Annotated in this window: 29 protein-coding genes and 4 tRNA genes; 3 read left to right on the top strand and 30 right to left on the bottom strand. The window is 42.8% G+C overall.

Features of this window, described 5'->3' with window-relative positions; all coding sequences use genetic code 11:
- Positions 1–311 precede the first annotated feature (311 nt).
- The 3 genes from U5K77_04445 to secE are packed head-to-tail and all read right to left on the bottom strand — an operon-like array spanning position 312 to position 1,414.
- Positions 312–473, bottom strand: coding sequence for a hypothetical protein (locus U5K77_04445; GenBank protein MDZ7744971.1), 162 nt, complete (start codon positions 471–473; stop codon positions 312–314).
- 3 nt (positions 474–476) lie between these two features.
- A complete protein-coding gene (nusG, locus tag U5K77_04440) occupies positions 477–1,019 on the bottom strand; it encodes a transcription termination/antitermination protein NusG (GenBank protein MDZ7744970.1) in 543 nt (180 codons plus the stop codon).
- Positions 1,016–1,414, bottom strand: a complete 399-nt coding sequence (secE, locus tag U5K77_04435; protein ID MDZ7744969.1) for a preprotein translocase subunit SecE — start codon at positions 1,412–1,414, stop codon at positions 1,016–1,018. Before secE ends, nusG begins: the two co-directional genes overlap by 4 nt.
- A 173-nt stretch (positions 1,415–1,587) precedes the next feature.
- On the opposite strand from secE, the gene U5K77_04430 reads away from it, so the two are divergent.
- Positions 1,588–3,087 (top strand): glycosyltransferase family 2 protein, encoded by a 1,500-nt coding sequence (locus tag U5K77_04430; GenBank protein MDZ7744968.1) that lies wholly within the window; start codon positions 1,588–1,590, stop codon positions 3,085–3,087.
- On the opposite strand, the gene U5K77_04425 is transcribed toward U5K77_04430, so the two are convergent.
- From U5K77_04425 to U5K77_04415, 3 genes are read right to left on the bottom strand one after another with little or no spacing between them, the layout of a single operon-like run.
- Entirely contained in the window at positions 3,084–4,196 is a 1,113-nt protein-coding gene (locus tag U5K77_04425) for an ATP-binding protein (GenBank protein ID MDZ7744967.1), read from the bottom strand. The genes U5K77_04430 and U5K77_04425 overlap by 4 nt on opposite strands.
- 46 nt (positions 4,197–4,242) lie before the next feature.
- On the bottom strand, positions 4,243–4,965 hold the full coding sequence (locus U5K77_04420) for a YgjP-like metallopeptidase domain-containing protein (GenBank protein MDZ7744966.1): 723 nt from the start codon (positions 4,963–4,965) through the stop codon (positions 4,243–4,245).
- A 7-nt stretch (positions 4,966–4,972) separates the two neighbouring features.
- Positions 4,973–5,632 carry an ATP-binding protein gene (locus U5K77_04415; protein ID MDZ7744965.1) on the bottom strand — a complete coding sequence of 220 codons (660 nt, stop codon included), beginning with the start codon at positions 5,630–5,632 and terminating at the stop codon, positions 4,973–4,975.
- A 182-nt stretch (positions 5,633–5,814) separates the two neighbouring features.
- Between U5K77_04415 and U5K77_04410 the strand changes: the two genes are divergently transcribed.
- Together U5K77_04410 and U5K77_04405 are read left to right on the top strand one after the other, a co-directional pair.
- Positions 5,815–6,066, top strand: a complete 252-nt coding sequence (locus tag U5K77_04410; protein MDZ7744964.1) for a GIY-YIG nuclease family protein — start codon at positions 5,815–5,817, stop codon at positions 6,064–6,066.
- Positions 6,057–6,132: transfer RNA gene (locus tag U5K77_04405), tRNA-Trp, on the top strand. Before U5K77_04410 ends, U5K77_04405 begins: the two co-directional genes overlap by 10 nt.
- A 70-nt stretch (positions 6,133–6,202) precedes the next feature.
- Here the strand turns inward: U5K77_04405 and rpmG are convergent.
- The 24 genes from rpmG to rpsH form a co-directional block, all read right to left on the bottom strand.
- Positions 6,203–6,397, bottom strand: a complete 195-nt coding sequence (gene rpmG, locus U5K77_04400; GenBank protein MDZ7744963.1) for a 50S ribosomal protein L33 — start codon at positions 6,395–6,397, stop codon at positions 6,203–6,205.
- 259 nt (positions 6,398–6,656) lie between these two features.
- Positions 6,657–6,731, bottom strand: a tRNA-Thr gene (locus tag U5K77_04395).
- A 1-nt stretch (position 6,732) separates the two neighbouring features.
- Positions 6,733–6,817, bottom strand: a tRNA-Tyr gene (locus U5K77_04390).
- A gap of 100 nt (positions 6,818–6,917) precedes the next feature.
- A tRNA-Thr gene (locus U5K77_04385) sits at positions 6,918–6,994 on the bottom strand.
- Between the two features lie 31 nt (positions 6,995–7,025).
- On the bottom strand, positions 7,026–7,682 hold the full coding sequence (locus tag U5K77_04380) for a tetratricopeptide repeat protein (GenBank protein MDZ7744962.1): 657 nt from the start codon (positions 7,680–7,682) through the stop codon (positions 7,026–7,028).
- Between the two features lie 15 nt (positions 7,683–7,697).
- Positions 7,698–8,552 (bottom strand): hypothetical protein, encoded by an 855-nt coding sequence (locus U5K77_04375; protein ID MDZ7744961.1) that lies wholly within the window; start codon positions 8,550–8,552, stop codon positions 7,698–7,700.
- Positions 8,545–9,591 carry an RluA family pseudouridine synthase gene (locus tag U5K77_04370; protein MDZ7744960.1) on the bottom strand — a complete coding sequence of 349 codons (1,047 nt, stop codon included), beginning with the start codon at positions 9,589–9,591 and terminating at the stop codon, positions 8,545–8,547. The genes U5K77_04375 and U5K77_04370 overlap by 8 nt, the downstream gene beginning before the upstream one ends.
- Before the next feature lie 2 nt (positions 9,592–9,593).
- Positions 9,594–10,616: a tryptophan--tRNA ligase gene (gene trpS / locus U5K77_04365; protein ID MDZ7744959.1), complete on the bottom strand. Its 1,023-nt coding sequence runs from the start codon at positions 10,614–10,616 to the stop codon at positions 9,594–9,596.
- A 74-nt stretch (positions 10,617–10,690) separates the two neighbouring features.
- Entirely contained in the window at positions 10,691–11,515 is an 825-nt protein-coding gene (locus U5K77_04360; GenBank protein MDZ7744958.1) for a prephenate dehydratase domain-containing protein, read from the bottom strand.
- A gap of 39 nt (positions 11,516–11,554) precedes the next feature.
- A complete protein-coding gene (gene rpsI, locus U5K77_04355; protein MDZ7744957.1) occupies positions 11,555–11,965 on the bottom strand; it encodes a 30S ribosomal protein S9 in 411 nt (136 codons plus the stop codon).
- A gap of 4 nt (positions 11,966–11,969) precedes the next feature.
- A complete protein-coding gene (gene rplM, locus U5K77_04350; protein MDZ7744956.1) occupies positions 11,970–12,410 on the bottom strand; it encodes a 50S ribosomal protein L13 in 441 nt (146 codons plus the stop codon).
- Positions 12,410–12,889 (bottom strand): 50S ribosomal protein L17, encoded by a 480-nt coding sequence (gene rplQ, locus U5K77_04345; protein MDZ7744955.1) that lies wholly within the window; start codon positions 12,887–12,889, stop codon positions 12,410–12,412. Before rplQ ends, rplM begins: the two co-directional genes overlap by 1 nt.
- A gap of 96 nt (positions 12,890–12,985) precedes the next feature.
- Positions 12,986–13,927: a DNA-directed RNA polymerase subunit alpha gene (locus tag U5K77_04340; GenBank protein MDZ7744954.1), complete on the bottom strand. Its 942-nt coding sequence runs from the start codon at positions 13,925–13,927 to the stop codon at positions 12,986–12,988.
- Positions 13,928–13,944: 17 nt separating this feature from the next.
- Positions 13,945–14,562 (bottom strand): 30S ribosomal protein S4, encoded by a 618-nt coding sequence (rpsD, locus tag U5K77_04335; protein ID MDZ7744953.1) that lies wholly within the window; start codon positions 14,560–14,562, stop codon positions 13,945–13,947.
- A 17-nt stretch (positions 14,563–14,579) separates the two neighbouring features.
- Entirely contained in the window at positions 14,580–14,984 is a 405-nt protein-coding gene (gene rpsK, locus U5K77_04330; GenBank protein ID MDZ7744952.1) for a 30S ribosomal protein S11, read from the bottom strand.
- Positions 14,985–14,996: 12 nt separating this feature from the next.
- Positions 14,997–15,383 carry a 30S ribosomal protein S13 gene (gene rpsM, locus U5K77_04325; GenBank protein MDZ7744951.1) on the bottom strand — a complete coding sequence of 129 codons (387 nt, stop codon included), beginning with the start codon at positions 15,381–15,383 and terminating at the stop codon, positions 14,997–14,999.
- 124 nt (positions 15,384–15,507) lie between these two features.
- Positions 15,508–15,624, bottom strand: coding sequence for a 50S ribosomal protein L36 (rpmJ, locus tag U5K77_04320; protein MDZ7744950.1), 117 nt, complete (start codon positions 15,622–15,624; stop codon positions 15,508–15,510).
- A 126-nt stretch (positions 15,625–15,750) separates the two neighbouring features.
- Entirely contained in the window at positions 15,751–15,969 is a 219-nt protein-coding gene (infA, locus tag U5K77_04315; GenBank protein MDZ7744949.1) for a translation initiation factor IF-1, read from the bottom strand.
- A 71-nt stretch (positions 15,970–16,040) separates the two neighbouring features.
- Positions 16,041–17,534 carry a preprotein translocase subunit SecY gene (gene secY, locus U5K77_04310; GenBank protein MDZ7744948.1) on the bottom strand — a complete coding sequence of 498 codons (1,494 nt, stop codon included), beginning with the start codon at positions 17,532–17,534 and terminating at the stop codon, positions 16,041–16,043.
- A 92-nt stretch (positions 17,535–17,626) separates the two neighbouring features.
- Positions 17,627–18,094 (bottom strand): 50S ribosomal protein L15, encoded by a 468-nt coding sequence (gene rplO / locus U5K77_04305; GenBank protein MDZ7744947.1) that lies wholly within the window; start codon positions 18,092–18,094, stop codon positions 17,627–17,629.
- Complete coding sequence (rpsE, locus tag U5K77_04300; GenBank protein ID MDZ7744946.1) at positions 18,084–18,683, bottom strand: 30S ribosomal protein S5; 600 nt, start codon at positions 18,681–18,683, stop codon at positions 18,084–18,086. Before rpsE ends, rplO begins: the two co-directional genes overlap by 11 nt.
- Position 18,684: 1 nt before the next feature.
- Positions 18,685–19,041 (bottom strand): 50S ribosomal protein L18, encoded by a 357-nt coding sequence (rplR, locus tag U5K77_04295; protein ID MDZ7744945.1) that lies wholly within the window; start codon positions 19,039–19,041, stop codon positions 18,685–18,687.
- Positions 19,041–19,580, bottom strand: coding sequence for a 50S ribosomal protein L6 (gene rplF / locus U5K77_04290; GenBank protein ID MDZ7744944.1), 540 nt, complete (start codon positions 19,578–19,580; stop codon positions 19,041–19,043). Before rplF ends, rplR begins: the two co-directional genes overlap by 1 nt.
- Positions 19,581–19,691: 111 nt before the next feature.
- Entirely contained in the window at positions 19,692–20,093 is a 402-nt protein-coding gene (rpsH, locus tag U5K77_04285; protein MDZ7744943.1) for a 30S ribosomal protein S8, read from the bottom strand.
- Between the last annotated feature and the right edge of the window lie 12 nt (positions 20,094–20,105).

Below are 20,105 nucleotides of genomic sequence, written 5' to 3'. Positions count from 1 at the left end.
TAACTCCGTAAATTAGTAGTTAGTAAAATGTAAAAAGCAAAAGGTGAAGCGACCCAGCTGCATTTTACTTATTGCCATCTACTGCGGTCTTTGACCGCTTAGTGCGTAACTTGAGGATTATACTACAGTCTACCTCTGTTGTCTACCCATGAGACAAACCTACGGTTTTTCTCATCGCGCCGGGCTTGAGCCAAGCTCAAGTCTCGGGCTTCTCTTTTCCCTAAGCTCAATAGCGATTATATCTCTAATCTGTGCGATGGTTAACGCGTAGGCTTCAGAAACGCCTTCTAAGCCAGATGTTTCATTGTCTTTTAAAGTATCTCTCCAACAACTTCATCGTAGTCTAATAGCTTCGCTAGATGCGTCTCTATTCTAGCTTTGTTTGCTCTGCCTGGGCGCGTAGATAAATCAATCGCTAGCTCTACTCTAGGATCGTGAGACAGTGTTGCTCGAACGCCGTCAATTTCTAGCATACTTTAGACTCGCTTAACTTGTAAGCTGTCTAGTTCGACAGGGGTTTCGCGGCCAAACATATTAACCAGCACCTTGAGTTTTCCTTTTTGCTCATCAATCTCATTGATAGTTCCATCGAAGCCTTTGAAGGGTCCGTCGATAATATTTACAACTTCACCTTCTTTATAGTCAATCTTATGCTTAGGCTCATCTCTACCCATGCGTTTCATGATCTTGTCCATCTCATCATCAGAAACTGGGCTAGGGTCACTACCGCTGCCCACGAAGCCGGTAACAGATGGTGTGTTCCGTACGATATACCAGGCGTCTTCGCTCATTTTCATTTGAACCATAACGTAGCCTTGGAAAATACGTTTTTCGACGACCTTTCGTTTGCCATTTTTAACTTCAATCATTTTTTCTTTTGGCACCAATACCTGGAAAATCTTATCTTTCATATCCAGGCTTTCCGCGCGCTGCCTGATAGATTCGGCTACTTTCTCTTCGTAGCCACTGTAGGTATGGATGGCATACCAGTTTTTATGTGAGTTGTATCGTTTACTCATGATCCTATTAATACCTCTCTAAATATTTTTTCTAATCCAAGGTCGACGACATAAATTACGCCTCCAAAAAATACGGCAAAAAGCAACACAGCAATTGTTAATCGTATAGTCTCTCGACGGGTTGGTCTGGTTACCTGTTTTAGCTCGTTCCAAGATTCTATAAAATATGGTGGAATAATTCTAACACGTCGCTTTAAAAACCTACCGAGCTTATTGTCTGGTATTGGCAGATGGAACTCTTTTCTGCCGGCTCTGCCAGCTTTTTTTACTGGTTGAGTTGCTTTATCTGCAGCTTTAATTATTCGACGAGGCTTTTCTTTAACCGGCTTGTTAGCCTTTTCTCTAATTGTCTCGGTTTTTTTGACTCGCCGAGGTATTTTTTCTTTATCAACCACTTTTATGTACTCCCATTGGGCTCATCCCATTAAAAAAACCTACTTAAACAGTAGGTTCGCACAAGTCAATAGTATCCTGTGCTGTAGGAAACGTCAAGTAAATCGTTTCACCTTAATTTTTGATCACATTCGTCTCCGCATTTTTATGTAATTACTGTATAGTCATAAGCAACATGGTATTTGTAATTTTTGGACTAAGTGCAGCGTTTGAGTTACTGATCTCATCAACTCCTAAAGCCTGGAGGTATCGCCGCATTTTGCTGATTCCGGCAATCTCATTCCTTGGCTTATGGACTGGCATGTCATACGTGAGTGCCGGCTATGCGTTCTGGCTAGCTATTTGTTTTATATCCGCATACCGGATGTTTAATCTGCTACGCATAGCGAAAGAACGTCACCCACAGGCACGGTTATACAAGTCAACACGTCAGACAAGTTACACTCTAGTTACACTACAACTTGGGATATTGGTTTTTATAGAGACAATCGTGAGTCATATTTCTTCTGTTGATCTACTAGTTATCTTGTTGAGTTCGCAGATAATTGCCGGAATTGCGTTATTGGCAATAACAAGTTGGAATATATTTGAAACTAACCACCGTAAGGCAAGCACTCATTTAACAGATAAGCAGCTTCCAACCGTTACGGTAGCAATCCCGGCTCGTAACGAAACGCCTGATCTATCAGCTTGTTTGGAATCAATACTTGCTAACAACTATCCTAAGCTTGAAATACTTGTGCTGGACGACTGTTCGCAGGATCAAACAGCGGCTATAATTAAAGATTTTGCGCACGATGGAGTTCGCTTCATTAACGGTGAAGAACCGGCCTTTGGGTGGCTTGCCAAGAATCAGGCCTATGACAAATTACTAGATGAGGCTACTGGTGAAATTGTAGTATTTTGTGGCGTTGATGTTCGGTTTGGCTCTAGTGCCATACGAAATCTTGTCGATTCATTCATTGAAAACGGGCGAGATATGATCAGTGTTATGCCGCTCAGAATAGGTGGAGGTGTCAGGACATCATTCATCCAGCCACTCCGTTACTGGTGGGAGTTAGCTCTACCGAGAAGCTACAAAAACCGTCCGCCGGTATTAAGTACCTGCTGGGCAGTTCGACGCCGGGTCGCCAAAAAGCTCGGAGGGTTTCAGGGAGTACGCCAGTCAATTTTACCCGAAGGATTTTTTGCACGTGAGATTGCTAAAACCGGCAAATATTCATTTATGCGGGCGAACGAATCATTAAACCTTCGTACAGTTAAAACTGTCGAGCAGCAACTACAAACTGCTGTTCGAATGCGCTACCCTCAAGTAAAGCAGCGCCCTGAATTTATTTGTATTGTTACAGCTATACAAGCCATTGGTGTAGTCTTCCCGTTCTTGTATATGTTGTCTGGAGTGATAACTGGTTTCGGTGCTTATCATTGGCTGGCACTGCTTGCTTGTGCAGTTTATATCAGCGTTCATTATTTGATTATGGTGGTTAGCAATCCTGCAAGTGTTGCCGTTGCACTTATAAACTTTCCTATTGCGGTCATTACCGAAATATATATAGCTCATTTGTCTATGTTTAGGTATGAATTTAGTGAGGTTAAATGGAAAGACCGAAACGTATGCATACCTGTCATGACTGCCATCCCGCATCTTCCCAAGATACCAAAGCGGACAGGCTAACTTAGATCTGGTACAAAAATAGTAAACGTAGAACCCTGGTTGAGTTCACTCTCCATGTTAATTTCAGCATGAATCAAACGAGCCAGCTTCATTGTTACATATAAACCCAGCCCAGTTCCGCTATTGGCACGGGTACGATAATCTTCGCTACGAAAGAACTTATCAAAAATCTTTTCTTTGTCTGTCTTACTTATGCCGATACCAGTGTCAGAAACACTAAATTCTACACCCTTTTCCTTGGATCGAGCTCCAATTGTAACACTGCCTTGTTCGGTGTATTTTATGGAGTTTGTTATAAAATTTTGGAGTATTTCACGCAGGTATAACTTGCTTGTTTTTAATAGTTCTAGGTGAGGATCTATGTCTGTAGTGATATTTAAGCCTTTTTTCTCGGCATCCTTAGTGTATGCTTGACAAAGCTCGACAACCAGATCGTGAGCATTAACCGATTCTACTTCTACCTGCAATTTACCGCGTTCTGCACGTGATAAAGTCGATAAATCGTTAATTAGTCCGGCTAAAAATGTTATTTGCGTATGAGCTTGTTTTAGAGCCTCGACGACTACTGGATCTTTAGTTGATGATTTAGCATACAAAAACTCGGCGTTGCCAATGTTTCCCTCGGCAATAGAAATTGGTGTTCGCAGCTCATGACTTACAACACCAATAAATTCATCCCGTTCTTCTTCTAGAGATTTCTCACGAGTAATATCACGCAGCAGCACTACGTGGCCTCGCATACCTTTTTTACCAAAACCAAGACGAACCGGTGCAATACTGGCGTAAAGATTGATTTTTTCGCCGTCGACATACACCATGCGCCAATCACGGGATGTTAGCTGCGTTTTGGTATTTAGTACTATATTTTGTATATCGACTGCGTGATTGTCTTTGTCAATAATATTTAATACTTCAGCAAGCGGCTTACCGACAAGTGAACTGTTCACATCAAGAATATTGAGCGCTGCTCCGTTAGTCACCAATATTTGAGCCTGTTCGTCGACAGCAATAACACCGTCAGCCATACTGTTGATTAAGCTAACCAGTCGTTCTCGTTCTAGTTCAGCATCGTTTGGGTTTTGGGTTGGCAGGTTGCTGTCTTGGAGCATATAAAAAAATACACCTTTACCTATGTAATATTAAACACTAGCTCTATTATGCCACAGATTGGTCGATGTTTGTGTAAATGTGCGGTCTTTGTTGTCGCATTCTTTTGCGCTTGCTGGGGAGGTCGTCAACATATTTCGCAAGCTCAGTCCAAAAAGGTCGTCCGTGTTGCATAATTTCGGTATGGACTAACTCATGTAGTATAACGTAATCGATAAGTTCCCAAGGTAATTGAACAAGATATCGGTTGAGAACAATATGCTTGTCGTGGCTACAACTTCCCCAACGACTTTTTAGTTTTTTAATAGAGGCCGCCTGGTATACAAAACCATTACTTTCTGCTAGATCAGTAAGTCGATTGGCTAGCAATGCTTGTGCCTGAATCTGTAGGGCTCTGTCAATTGCACGCTGCGTAACAGCATGGATTTGGTTCGTGTCGGCTAAATTTGAAGCAGGTCTAAAAATAATAACTTCATTATTATTTATTCTACTCGTAGCCCTTGCTGCAGTATGTGATGTTTTATATATCAGTGTGTGCAGTTTGCCGATTTTCAGTCCGTGTTGCATAACAACCGGATCAATTTTATTTTGAATAATCCATTGTCTTTTTTGGGCGACAAAACGCTCTGCGAACCTGTAAGGAACCCATGACGGCAGCGATACATTTACCTTGCCGTCATGTGTAATACTTAATTTTATTGATTTTGATCGTCGATTCTTTCTGAACTGTACGTTTCCGACGCCATAAACCTGTACCTGTCTGGTAGCCATTACTATGTTACCTAATACTAATATTACGTCGGCTAGAGTCAACGCGGCCGGCTGAACGCGGCGGAACCAGATTAACCATGCCAGGTTTAACAGCATTGGCATCGCGTAAGTCAGGGCTAATCAGACCTATATCGTACATTTTCTTAGCAACCATGTGCCGTTGTGTCTTAAAGGTATGCTTACCACTAATAACTACGTAGTCTTCGGTCGGCTCAGGATTTTGCATATTTTGACTTATAGCGTCAAACTTTGCGCGGTCAATTTCTTGTGCATATTTATCGTCGGATTTTCGCCTATCCCGTTTAGTGGTTCTCGTGAAAGCAGTTTCGGTATCTATCTGTGACCATATAAGCATACAACGCGCCTTGGACTTTCTAGCTAATTCACGAAGTTTTCTGCGCTGGCTTACTCTCATTGCATTGGTGTCAAAAACAACACTGACGCCCGCTTCTAAAAATTCTTCTGCCATGTAAGTCATTAGGTGGTTAACTACCTGATTCTCTTGTTTGTCATACCTTGGGTTTTCAAACAGTTCATTACGTATGCGGTCATCTTGAACATGCGCCGCTTTGAAGTCATCACAGAATTGTCTAGCAAAAAATGTCTTACCGGATCCAGGAAACCCATATAGTAGTATCAACGCCGTGCGTGCAAGCTCTTGTTTCATTGCTACATTTATACCAGATTAGGTAGTCAAAATAAAGCAGACACGGATGACAAAGATAGAAATTTGCAGTAGTATAATGCAAGTTATGTGCTAAAACCGGTACATGAATAACTGTAGGTTAAAGGGGTGTAGCCCTGCCCGTCTAGTCGACAGACAGGCGGGTCAGCTGGTAGAGTAGCTGTATGTGGTACTTTTACGTATTAACTTCAGAAGTTGATAATGAACATTATTACGGATCAACTAATGACCTGCAACGACGTATTAGACATCACAATGACGGTAAAGTTGAATCAACCAAAAGCAGGAGACCCTTTAAGTTAATCTATTACGAAGCATTTCTTTCCCAAGAATTAGCACGCAGGAGAGAACATACGGTAAAATCAAGCCGTGGTACACGAACAGCATTACTAAAAAGATTGAATATAGGGGTGTAGCTCAGCTGGTAGAGCACTGGTCTCCAAAACCAGGTGTCGCAGGTTCAAGTCCTGTCACCCCTGCCATGTATGCTACGAAATAACAAAAAACGACCACTTGATTGTGGTCGTTTTACGTTATTAGGCTTAGTCTATCCTATTTTACTTCGTTGCGTCCTAGGTTTTTCTTTGTCTCGGTGTATATAACGTGCTTACGCAACACTGGGTCGTATTTACGCAGTGAAATCTTATCGGGAGTATTCATTGTGTTCTTCCTGGTGTAATAATGCCTACCGCCGCTTTCTTCACTCACCATACCAATAATTTTTCGTTTGTCGCCTTTTTTGGCCATGATTTCCTACCTTTATATAATGCAATTTTGTTTAGTTTAACAGATTAAGGCCACGTAATCAAGGGTCAAGTCTTGGCTTGACCCCCGCAAACAGAGGGAGTTATTTCTGATGTGTTTGACCGCTTCACTATTCCTGCTTGTTATTCTGGCCCTTCGACAGGCTCAGGGTTATTCGACCCGCTGTACAAACAATGACTGGTTCACCACTCTTCGATCTTGAGCCTAAGGGTCGAAAGATAAGCGAGCACAGCGAGTTAAATGGAGCCGACGACGAGACTTGAACTCGTGACCCCCGCCTTACCATGGCGATGCTCTACCGCTGAGCTACGTCGGCATGGTGCAGGAGGAGGGATTCGAACCCCCGAAGGCTGAGCCATCTGATTTACAGTCAGACGTGTTTGACCGCTTCACTACTCCTGCAAGCGTAGCTGAAAGTGTAAAAGCCCAAAAGTATAAAGTAGTAGCTACTTTTTTACTTGATAACTTTTTACTTTATACTTGAACTTTCGCAAAAAGTTCTTGGAGCCACCTCGGGGATTCGAACCCCGGACCTACGGTTTACAAAACCGCCGCTCTAACCAGCTGAGCTAAGGTGGCAAAGTACCGAGAAAGTGTAGCAGAACAGGGGTTAAATGACAACACGCTTTGGGCGTGATAATCGTTTCTTTCTATGAGACGTGTGTTTTGTTGAGTGTTTCATCTTCTCAGCAATTAGATCTGCCTCAGCTTGCATGCCCATGTCTTCGTAGGCTTTTCGAATTAGCCGATAGCTTTCTTGTGAGGGCTCAAGTTCTACAGCTTTTTGTAATTCATCCAACATGACTTTCTGATTTCCTAGTTTTTCTTGAACTTTCGCATAGGCAATATGGCGCGCTGCTAGACTATCCTCTAGTTTTAAGGCGTGCTCAAAGGCGGTTGCAGCTTTTGGGTAATTTTCAGTTTCAAAATATATTAGGCCGAGGTTATGAAGGCTTGAGGCGCTGGGCTCAATCGATGAAGCAATCTCGAAACAGTCAATTGCATCTTTATATTCTTTTTGCTTGGCGTACAAAATGCCCAGACGATTATAAGCAGCGGCATTCTTCTCATCGATTTTTAAAATACTAAGCAAAGCTTTTTCGGCACGCAAAAACCGGTTTTCGCGCATCCCCTGATGTGCAATGTCCCACAGTTTACCGATTTTATCGCTAACTTTACGTGGCAACAGTGAGAATTCATCATCTCGGACACTGATACTGTGAACTACCATCACACCAAAACCTGCAAGCAACAAAAGCTCTAACATATACCAACCAGTATACTACAATTGTAGCAATACATCAGTGACTAATAATTTAAGATTTGGATTGTGGTCAATTTTTGCTTCGGCATTTAATACAGCCCTGAGACTTGCCTGGATTTTCAAAAGTGTAGTAGTTTGATGCTGTAGTGCTGCTTTTTCGGCAACTGCAATCTGAACCCGCTTGATTGCGAACAATAGACTTCTAACTTTTTCTTTATCTCGACTGAGCTGGTCAACTTGTAATAATCTATCGTATGGTTTTTCGCCGAATAGTGTTTTAGCTTGTTCAATAGATCTAATTAAGGTATGGTCGGCGTTTTCTAAAATCCCAAGGCATAATCCGGCATAACCGCCACTTATAGCATATGCCTTGTTGATAGTCGCTTGGTCAACATGTGTACTGTAGGCAGAATAAAGCTCTCTGAGCTGAATTGGGAGTACGTTAACATGATGTAGTCTTGATTCTACTGTCGGCAATAAGGCTTTTTGACTAACTGAGGTCATTATGATGCGTACATCTTCCGGCGGCTCTTCTAGAATTTTCAAAAGAGCATTTTGAGCCTCGACTGTTAAATTTTGAGCATCGTGAATGATAATAACACGGCGAATTTTTTGAGATCCGGGCGCCTTAAGTTTGAGCGTTGATTGAATATTGCGTACTGCGTCAATACCTATACTATTTTTTTCCGGCCATATCTCTTTAACTTGATTGATTGAGGGTTTTGCGACATCGAGGAATTTACAAGCCAACCAATATGCAAGATAACTTTTACCGGCGCCGTATGGTCCAATCAAACCAACAGCGTGATGGTCTCCTTGCAGAAGCAGGTTTAGGGCTTGTTCTGTAGTGGAATGAATGAGTATTTTATCCATGTTTTTTCTCAAAAGATTTGAAGCTTTCTGGCTTGGGCGCAACAAATTTTGTAGCGTACTGGCTGTTTGGTAGTTTAATCACTAGCTCCATGGCGTGGAGGTACAGCCTTTCGGCTGTTTCGCCAGAGTACAGTACGTCGCCAACAATGGGATGTTTAATATAGCTTAAATGAACCCTTAATTGATGCGTGCGCCCAGTACGAGGCGTGAGCGCAACTACACTGTGTTCTTTAAGCTTCTTTATTACACTATAGTGTGTCTGCGCAGGTTTTCCATTAGCACCCGTTCTAAATGTTTGAGGCTTTATGGGATTTCTTTCAATTGGCATATCGATTACAGCTTCATTGTCATTCATGTGCCCATCGACAATTGCTAAATACCGCTTCTTTACACTCCGGTTTGAAAACTGTTGTTGCAGGTGTTTTAGCGTCATTTGATTTTTGGCACATATCATAACTCCAGAGGTAGCCCTATCTAAACGATGGACAATTCCCGCCCGTTCCCCTTCAAAACTTTGCACCGCAGCGTCCTGCTTTCCGGCAGAGTCAGAAAGGCTGCCGCTGCTTTTGGCATCCGGCTGTGTTGCTGATTCCAGTGCTCCTTCGCCGTATTTTATATACGGCTCAGTCTGCGCTTCATCAGCGCCTTGTCGGCCATCCAAATGCGAAAGTCTTGAATTCGTAAATACACGTTGGCGAACAAATGAAGCGACTGAAGGTTCATTCCAGTACCTTCCTCGGCTATGGCTTATCACGCCAACTGGCTTATCAATAACCAGTACATTACTATCTTCATAAATTACTGGTAGGTCAATGTCGGCAACACTATCTAAGTCTGCAATCTCTACATCCGTACTTATAGAGTCTCCGGTGCGTAACTTATATCCAGGCTTCTGGGTATTATCATTTACCAAGAACTGGCCTTGGTTAATGAGTCTATGCACGAAAGCTCGGCTTAGCATGGGCAGCATTTCAGCCGCCACGACATCAAATCTCCGTCCCTTTTGCTCCTCGTTTACTACAAGTTCTTTCAGTGCCATACTTATGCTTTTGGACGTAGCCCGATAGCTTGTTGTACCCGTGAAAGCTTAGAAACAGCGACGTCGTACATTGTCTTTTCAGATGATTCCAGCTTACTTATCACGGAGGCTTCATCTACATTAGTGAGCTTGCGCTGGAATTCTTGCAAAAAGACTATGACTTTATCCGCAACAGCTGACTTCAATGGGCCGTACTGCGTATCGCCAATAAACTTGTCTTTGCTACCACCAAATAGCTCCAAGATGTCGAGCAGGTTACTGACACCAGGTTGATTTACGTAATCATGACTAATTTGCCCAAGGCTGTCTGTCGTAGCGCTCATTATCTTTTTCTTGGCAACATCTGGCGAATCGCTCAAGAAAATAACGCCCTTGCCGGTTTCATCTGATTTACTCATTTTCTTGGTTGGATTGGCGAGGTCTCGGACACGCAAGCCTTGGTCTTTACCGAACATTTTATGCTGTTCTTTAACTGGTTTGGGCACAACAAACAGCTCGCCGAACTTGTTATTCATGCGCTTGGCTATATCACGAGTAAACTCCAGATGCTGCGTCTGATCATCGCCGACTGGCACATAGGTAGCGTCATGTAGCAAAATATCCGCCGCCATAAGAACAGGGTAATTAAACAATGCTACACTGATTCTGTCCTCATTAAGTTTCTCTGATTTCTCTTTGAACTGAGTCATGCGGGACATCTCGCCAAAGCCGGTGAAACAATCAAGTATCCACGTCATTTCAGAATGTGCTGGAATGTAGCTTTGGCGATATATATGTATATCTGGATTGTCGAGCGGCAAACCGGCAGCAGCGAACACTTTGACGTTATTAAGTATTTGCTTATAAAGTTCGTCATGGTTTATCGGCGTGGTAAAACTGTGTAAATCTGGCACAAATAAGTTTATTTGGTATTTACCGGCATGCTCGTTAGCCATATCTACCATTGGCAATAAAGCTCCAAGATAATTACCCAAATGAAGGTCATTGTTAGCCCGAAGACCGGTTAGTATAACTGGTTTACTCATTCACTTATATTTTATCATTAATACTACAGGCTGTATAACTTGCGACTGGACATTGGTGATATTGTGCCTGCTTATCAACTTACCAGTATTTTTGTGCGGTGTCCTAGGGAGTGTAGCTCATCAAGCGTACAACGTGATCTCATTTCTTGCATTCCGGCTTCAAATTCAACAAAAAACATCATATCAAATGCCGAATTAGGCATAACTTTTGACTGTAGGTAACTTAAATTGATCCCAGATTCCTGAAAAGGAAGTAAAGCACTAATTAGTGAACCGGCCGTCTGAGGCGTGAATAACAACATACTCGTTTTATCGGCAGTTTTCAATACATCAACATCATCATCACCGCGCCGTTTTAACTGAATAAAACGTGTAATATTGTCTTTATCGTTTTGAATTTTCTTGGCAATTACATCTAATCCATATAGTTTTGCGGCTTGCATACTAGCGATTGCTGCTTTTGATGTATCACGGCTTTTTGACACAAACTCAGCACTGTCAGCTGTGTCATGTGTTTCGATAATTGAAGCGTGCGGCAACTCGTTATCTATGAAATTGCTACACTGAAGCAAAGCAGGAGCTTGAGAATAAACTTCGCGAATTGATGACAATTGTCCGCCCTGCAGAGCAAGTAATGCATGCTCAACTTTTAGATATTTCTCGCCGACAATTACAAAATCTTCAGTATTGGAAGTTAGCAGCTCGTAAGTATCAGAAATAAACTGCATCCGATTGTTGGCTAAAGCAACCAAAGCCGAATCAATTGATGAATTTTTAAGAGCTGTAAATACATCTTTAAATGTTTCAAAGTACTTTATTGTCGCAGAAGGATGCATCTGTTTAACTGCTAACTCGTGATACGACGCCTTGCCGCCCTGGATACCGATCACATCTGACATAACATAGCCTTACCGAATATATTCAACACGAGGCTTGTACTAACGCTTGGTAAACTGACGTTGTTTTCGAGCGCCTTTGAGGCCAAACTTCTTGCGTTCTTTTTCACGTGGGTCACGCCCGAGTAGGTCAGCACGACGTAATGTACTCCTGTAGTCTTCATTCATAGCGACAAAAGCTTTCGCAATAGCAAGTCGCATTGCCTCAACCTGCCCATGTTGACCTCCACCAGTAACAACAGCACTGATATCGTACTTTTTGTTATCAAGTTCTAGAGCATTGAATGGTTTCTGGAGCTCATTAGCCAGGAACTTACTACCCTCTAAGAAATCTGAAATTTCTTTTCCGTTAACTGTAAAATTACCTTTGCCGTTCATAAGGCGAATACGAGCTGTTGCTGATTTTCTTCGACCTAGAGCGTAGTTATAATGTTTCGTGTCTGTTGTAGCCATACGATTACTTACCTTCCTTTACCTTCAACTGTTGAGGTTTTTGGGCATCATGACCATGATTGCCGTCAGTATAAATTTTAAGTCGTTTTAACCGCTCAGCGCGCAACTTGTTGTCTGGAAGCATCCCTTGGACAGCCTGGAACAACACTTTTGTGGAATCTTTGTCCATCTTTTCTTTAAGGGTAGCTTGTTTAATGCCACCAGGGTAGTTAGTATGTCGATAGTATATTTTGTCATCCAATTTTTTACCGGTAGCAACCAATTTATCACTATTGATAATAACAACGTAATCACCGCAATCTATGTGGTTTGTATACATAGATTTACCTTTGCCGGATAGTAATTGCGCAGCTTGAGTTGCAACTCGGCCAAATGCTGCTTGACTCGCGTCAAGTACGTACCATTTTCGATTTACTTCGGCTGGTTTTGCACTATAGGTTTTCATTACTTGGCCTCCTTTGCAGCAAGCTTGGTTTTTGGTTGGGCTTTTTTAGGTTCAGTTGGTGCTTTTACAGAAACCGTGTCCCCTGAAGCAGCTTCTTGTTCTGCTACCGAGCTTTCGTGAAGATCATCTACAAAACTGATGCGTGCGAGTTGTGAATTATCGCCTCGTCGCAAACGTGTTTTTTTAATACGTAAGTGACCGCTAACACGATTGCCTAATTTTGGCGCAATTTCGTCGACCAGCTTGTGTCCGCTTTCTATAGTCTGCAGACTACGAATAACTTCTCTTCTGTTGTGAAGATCGCCTTTTTTGGCCTTGGTTATAAGTTTTTCAACGTAAGGCAACACCTCTTTGGCCTTAGGCAGAGTTGTTTCGATTGTTTCATATTGTATGAGCGACTCTGCCAAGCTCACAACCAACGCTTTGCGTTGATCTCGCTCGCGTCCAAATTTTCTTCCTTTATATCCGTGTCTATGCATGACAAAACCTCCGGCTTTGCGAGTTGAAAGTAGAAAGTAGATAGTAGAAAGACTGAGTAGCTTTATACTTTATGAACTTTTGAACTTTTAACTTCATTATAGCTCCAATTCGGCCATTTTTTCTTTAACTTCATCCAAAGCCTTGCTGCCAAAGCCTTTTAGCTCGCGAAGTTCAGCATCACCCAAGCTAAATAAATCCTTCAGTGTGTGTATCTCGTTGTTAATCAAAGCATTGGTGGTTCTTGCCGAAAGGTTCAGATCTTCAATTGACGTCATGAGTTCAGCCGAATCTTCATTTTCGTCACTTCCGTTGTTTTCGGCATCAGCCGTTAGAGGCGCAGCGGCTTCAACCCGCGTTTGTCCGGCCAATGCAGTGTATTGGTTAACCAAAATCGCGGCAGCTTCTTCAAAAGAATCTTCAGGAGTTATCGTACCATCAGTATCAATCGTAATAATAAGCTTGTCCAGATCAGTCATTTGTCCGACACGAGTATGCTCAACTTTATATCGAACACGTAGTACGGGGCTAAAAACCGCGTCAAGAGCAATCATATCGCTTGACTTACGCTCAGCTTCTTCTTCAATCGTGCGGTAGCCACGACCTTTTTCTACGGTTAGATCCATAATAAAGGTAGCTTTATCATCATCAATTGTAGCGATTTCGTAGTCTGGATTAACAATTTCAACATCAGCATTGGTTTCAATGTCTTTAGCGACAACTTTACCCTTACCTTTTTTAGTTAGCCTAAGATTCTGAGGCTCATCACCGAATACACGTACACGTACGCCCTTGAGGTTCAGCATAATATCAACCACGTCTTCTTTTACGCCCGGAACAGTCGTGAACTCATGTGACACGCCTTCGATTTTAAACGAAGTAATTGCTGCACCGGCAATACTTGATAGCAAAACTCGGCGGATCGAGTTACCAAGCGTCATACCGTAACCGGTGTGTAGTGGTTCGATGGTGAAAACGGCACTGTTTTCGCCTTGTTCATCGACGTTTACAAGACCTGGTGTATAAATTGATTTTGACATATTTTCCTCTGCCTCCCTTAGCGTGAGTAATACTCTACGATTAATTGTTCATTTATATCTGGTTCAGCTTCTTCTCTTGATGGTATTCCGGTTATATCAACCGTGAACTTCTTACGATCTACTTTTATCCAACTGGGGGTTTCTGTAGGTGCAGGACTGATATCGTCTAGGCTCTTAAAATAGTCGTTTGTCTTACTTTTATCCCGAAGCTCAAGCTTATCGCCGCTTTTAACCCGAAGTGACGGGATGTCGAAACGGCGCCCATTAAGTAAAAAATGGCCGTGCGTAACAAGCTGGCGTGCTGCTCTACGGCTTGGCGCCAAACCAGACCGATATATAGTATTGTCAGCGCGTAGTTCCAGTAATTGTAGTAACATCTCACCAGATTGACCTTTTTTGCGCGATGCTTCTTTCATTAATTTTGAGAACTGTCGCTCAAGTAAACCGTATAGTCGCTTGACCTTTTGCTTTTCTCGCAATTGTATAGAGTATTGACTGGGTTTGTTTCGTCGACCCATAGTATTTGTTTCGCCAGGTGGTGTCGGTCGCTTCACCAAAGCTTTATGGGCTTTGGGGTGCAATGCATAGCCCTCGCGGCGTGACATCTTGACGATTGATTGTGTATCTCTTGCCATAATATTAACCTTTCAACCTATACTCGTCGCGCCTTACGCGGGCGAACGCCCCCGTGAGGTACTCCGGTTACATCTTTAATAGACTCTACTTGAATGTCTGCGTTAGTAAGGCTGCGAATGGCTGCTTCCCTGCCGAGGCCGATACCACGAACATAGACGTCAACTTTGGATAGGCCAAACTGTTGCTTCGCAGCTTGTGCAGCTTTTTCCGTCGCTATTTGAGCTGCGTATGCCGTACCTTTTTTGGAGCCGCGAAAACCACAGCTACCCGCACTGGAGTTCGTTAGTGCGCCGCCGCTTTTATCGGTAAACGTAATTAGTGTGTTATTAAACGTAGCCAAAACGTGCATTTGGCCGGCAGGAACACTGCGCTTTATCTTCTTTTTTCTCGTGGTTGTCTTGGTGGTTGTTGCTTCAGTCATTATCAATTATCCCTATGTTTTACTTGGAGCTTTTCTAGTTGTACCACCGACTGTCATCTTCCGACCTCGTCTGGTTCGAGCATTGGTTCGGGTTCGTTGACCTCTAGATGGAAGACTACCTTGATGGCGAAGCCCTCGATACGATTTAATATCTTTTAATCGCTTAATATTGCCGACAACAATTCTTTGTAGTTCGCCCTCGACAGTAAATTTTTCACCAATTACATCCTGAATTTTGCCAAGTTCATTATCGGTTAAATCCTTGACGCGGACAGTCGGATCAATTTTTGCAGACTGCAAGATATCTCGGCTGATTTTTGGACCAATACCGTGAACATATGTCAAGGCTACTTGGACTTGCTTTGCATCAGGGATAGTTACACCGGAAATTCTTGCCATTACGCAATCTCCCTTCGGTCACTAAAGTGATCAGTATACAGTTTACAGTTGATAGTTAGGCTTGGAGTAGCCGCGAACTGTGTACTTTGTACTGTGTACTGATGTTGAGTAAAGCGAAACATCATTATCCCTGCCTCTGCTTGTGTTTCGGCTTCATCTTATTGATAACGTATAATCGACCCTTACGGCGAACAATCTTGTCGTCGGGACTTATTTTTTTGACGCTTGCACGTACTTTCATACTACTCTGTCCTCCGGACTACGAAGAACAAGTCTTTTGTTCTTATTGCTGCACGCATGAACACTCCTTGTGTAATGCGGATCCTTCTTCGCTAAAGCTACGAAAGACACACTGCTTAATTTATAATTACTTGCGGTACGTGATTCTGCCCTTCGTAAGATCGTAAGGGGTCAACTCAACGGTAACGCTGTCGCCAGGAACCAATCGGATATAATATTTCCGCATCTTTCCAGCAACGTGAGCTATAATTTGATGGCCGTTTTCGAGTTCGACTCGGAACTGAGTCCCTGGTAGGGCCTCGATGATTTCTCCCGTTAGTTCGATAACTTCCTTATTTTTGACCATAAAATATAACGTCAAGTAATTTTACCAGATAGACAGTCTATCTGTAAAGAGTTTTTTCATAAGTCTATAGATTAGCTCTTATTTTTTCTGCGCAGTTTAGATAATACCTTCTTGCGCCGGGATGAAGTTTTTTCTTCCTCCTGGCGTTGTTCCATTTCAGTGAAGAAATCAGGTTGTTCGTATTGATCGTATGTCACCATGAGCGCTCTTGATTCTATAGAACGCAATGTTTCCACCGCAACAGCTACCAAGATCAATATACTGGTTCCACCGATTGCTATATTGGACGTCAGGAATATTTGTCCAATAATCGGTGTAAGGGCAATAAAGCCTAATGCTGTCGCACCAAACAGCGTCAACCGGTTTACGACTTTTGATAAATACTTTTCAGTCTGTAACCCTGATCGGACACCTTCTATAAAACCGCCTTGTTTTTGTAGATTCTCGGCAATTTCTTTGGCGTTAAAAGTGATTCCCGTATAGAAGAAGGTAAACATAAACACCAATAAGAAATAAGTGACAGGATATATAAACGGTTCCCAGCCGCCAGCAGCAAATGTTTCTGCGGTCGGGTTCGCGAACCAAATGCTTAACTTTTCGCCAATTACTTGCAATCTTTCACTACTCATTCCGATTAATATCTGACCAGCGAAACTTGGCACGCTCAAAAAAGCAACTGCAAATATAATCGGAATTACGCCGGCTGTAATAAGCTTAATTGGCATAGTGGTGGTGACTCCACCGTAAGTTCGATTGCCTTGTACTCGCTTAGCATAATGAATTGTTAATCTGCGTGCAGATTCGTTCAATTTGACGATACCCACCGTTAACAGCACTGTTGCGACTAGAATAACCATTGCGTATATAGCCTCTACGCTATTTAGGCTTATACCAAAGACCTCCATATCGCCAGGTCCTCGAAACACTGCGTCCTGGATGGATTGAATAGTAACCGGTAACTGGCTCACGATCCCGGCAGTAATTAACAAAGATATACCATTGCCTATGCCTTGTTCAGTAATGAGTTCACCAAGCCACATAAGTAACATAGCACCGCCAGTAAGGGCTGACACCATCAACACCCACTGTAAAATCGAAGTGTTCGCGGTGATATCGCCTATACCTCCGACACGGGTTGCAGCCTGCCTGACCAAATAAATTGCACCGATTGACTGAATAATTGCCAATGGGAACGTTAGCATTCTAGTGTATTGGTTGATCTTTTTGCGCCCAAAGCCACCCTCTTTATTTAACGTCTCTAATTTTGGAATGGCGCGAGTTAAGAGCTGCATAATGATGCTAGCATTAATGTATGGTCCAAGACCAACGATCATTATCGAGAAATTCGCCAATGCACCTCCGGAAATAATATCAATAAAGCTCAGTAGCTGAGGCGTGTCAGCAGAAAACAGATTCTCTAGTATCTGTACCAATGTCTCTGAATCTTCAAGCGGTATAGGTACATGTGCCAATATACGAAACACCAGCAAAATACCCAGTACAGCGAGAACCCGGCGACGCATGTCGCTATTTCTCAATGACCGCCAAATAATCTTCCAGTTCATGTTTCGTTTTACCCCTTAACACTTTCTAAGTTTTTTCGCTCTACGCTACAGGATACCGTACAATCTCCTCAATTTATAGTGGAGCGACAGAATTACTTAGTAGTTTTTGGTTTAGCCTGTCGTTTTACTTGATCTACTTTCGTAAAACTACCGCCGGCCTTTTGTACTACTTCGATAGCTTGCTTGCTTGCGGACTGTAACTTGATATCAAACTTCTTTGATACCTCGCCCTTAAGCAGTAGCTTTACCTTTGTATGCGGGCTACTAACCAAACCTGCATCAAAAAGCGTGAAATTATCAACATTCGACTTTAGCGATCCAAGTTGGTTAGTGTAGACTACTTCAGCTGCCTTACGAGCTGATATAAAACCACGCAGCTTTGGAATACGCTGCAATAGCGGATTTTGCCCACCTTCAAATCCAGGTCGTACACCGCCACCAGTTCTGGCGTTCTGTCCTTTGGTGCCACGTCCTGCTGTTTTGCCACGTCCGGCCGCTATACCGCGTCCGGCACGAGTTTTTTTAGTGTGAGATTTAGTATTCAATTGATTATACTTCATCTTTGCTCTCCTTAGTGGCTGCGGTGGACTTTGTTTTAACCGTCTTTGACTTAGTGCTTGATTTATCAGCCTTTTGCTCCTGTTTATAGCGTGTAGTGTGCCAATTTTCTGCTGGCTCAATGCTTTGTAGCGCTTTTAATGTAGCATATGCGATGTTAATTTTGTTGGCCGAGCCAAGTGACTTTGATAACGCATTACTAATACCTGCGACTTCAAGAACAATCCGTACGACACCACCAGCAATCAGCCCAGTACCAGGTGCTGCTGGTTTGACCAGAATATGTGCACCACTTACTTTTGCTTCAGCTTCGTGCGGTATAGTGTTGTTATATATGGCAATCTTGACCAAGTTTTTCTTAGCGACGTCTACAGCCTTAGTCACTGCTGTAGTTACGTCAGCTCCTTTTGATACGCCAATGCCAATTTGAGCTTTGTGATCACCAATAACCACGAGCGCACGGAACCTGAACCTACGTCCACCCTTAACGACTCGTGCCACACGATCAATATGAACTACACGTTCATCAAACTGCTTCTCTTCAACTTGCGGTTGGCCTGACTGTCGACGTGTTTGTTGCTTTTGAATCATATTAAAACTCCAATCCTCCTGCACGAGCTGCCTCAGCTAATGCCTTAATGCGTCCGTGATATAACCTGCCATTACGATCAAAAACAACTTGTTTTACGTTGGATGATTTGGCTTTTTTAGCGATTTGCTCACCGACCCATTCGGCCTTTTCGGTCATTGTACCAGTAAGCTTTTTCTGCCCGACGGTAGTTGCAGCAGCAATGGTGGAGTGCGACGTGTCATCTATTAACTGGGCAAATACATGCTTGTTACTAATAAAAACACTGAGTCGCGGCTTCTCAGCCGTACCGGTGATCGTAGAACGGACGCGTCGTTTTCGCTGTGAAAGGTTGCGTAATTTATCAGATAGTCTTGTCATTATTTATCCTTTCCTGATTTTCCAGATTTCCGTAAAATTCGTTCATCTGCATACTTAATGCCTTTACCTTTGTACGGTTCTGGTTTACGTAAGCTCCGAATTTCTGATGCAATCTGTCCAACTTGCTGTTTACTTATACCCTTTATGGTAATTGTATTCTGGTCAACGCTTGCCGTTACTTCACTTGGTATCTTATATATTACTTCGTGTGACAAGCCTATATTAAGCTTCAAATCGTTACCTGCTGCCGATACTCTGTAGCCAACACCGCTTAATTCAAGCTTTTTTTCAAATCCATCGGTAACACCGACAATCATATTGTTTATAAGCGACCGCATGAGACCATGTTTACTGCGATTTTGTGGCTCATCATTAACGCGGTTTACTGTAACCTGACCTTCTATTTGTTTCACGGTGATACCGGGCAACATAAACTGCGTTAACGTGCCTTTCGGCCCGACAACGGTGATATTATCCTGGTCGACAGTGATTGTCACGCCGGTTGGTACTTCAATCGGCAGTTTTCCTATTCGACTCATCTTTCACTCCTTTCAGTTATAGAGCTGTGAGTAGGGAACTGCGAGTAGTGAGAAATTTGCGATGCAAACATCTTTTGTTCTCTTGTCTCTTGTCTCATAACTCTTAACATCCTAATAAACTTTACAAATTAATTCGCCGCCGACACCTTGCTTTTTGGCGTCTTGACCGGTCATTAAGCCCTTACTGGTGCTGACAACAACCAGTCCACGGCCACGTTTTACGGTCGGTATTTTATCTGCACTGGCATAATAACGCCGTCCTGGTTTGCTTAATCTGACAATCTCAGTGATTCGAGCATTTGAATTATCATCGTGAATCATGATTTTTAATGACTTTCCGATGCTGGCATCAGCAACTTTAACATCATCAATAAAGCGGTTTGTTTTTAACAGTTCTGCGATTGATTGTTTAACCTTGCTATGCGGAAGGTTAATTTCTGTCTTGCGAACCGCAATAGCATTACGAATCCGTGAGAGCATGTCGGCGATTGGGTCGGTTGTAACTGTTGACATATATTTATTCCT

The sequence above is a fragment of the Candidatus Saccharibacteria bacterium genome (assembly GCA_034521515.1).
Classification (GTDB): Bacteria; Patescibacteriota; Saccharimonadia; order Saccharimonadales; family JAXHMH01; genus JAXHMH01.
This window is presented reverse-complemented; position numbering and strand designations above follow the sequence as displayed.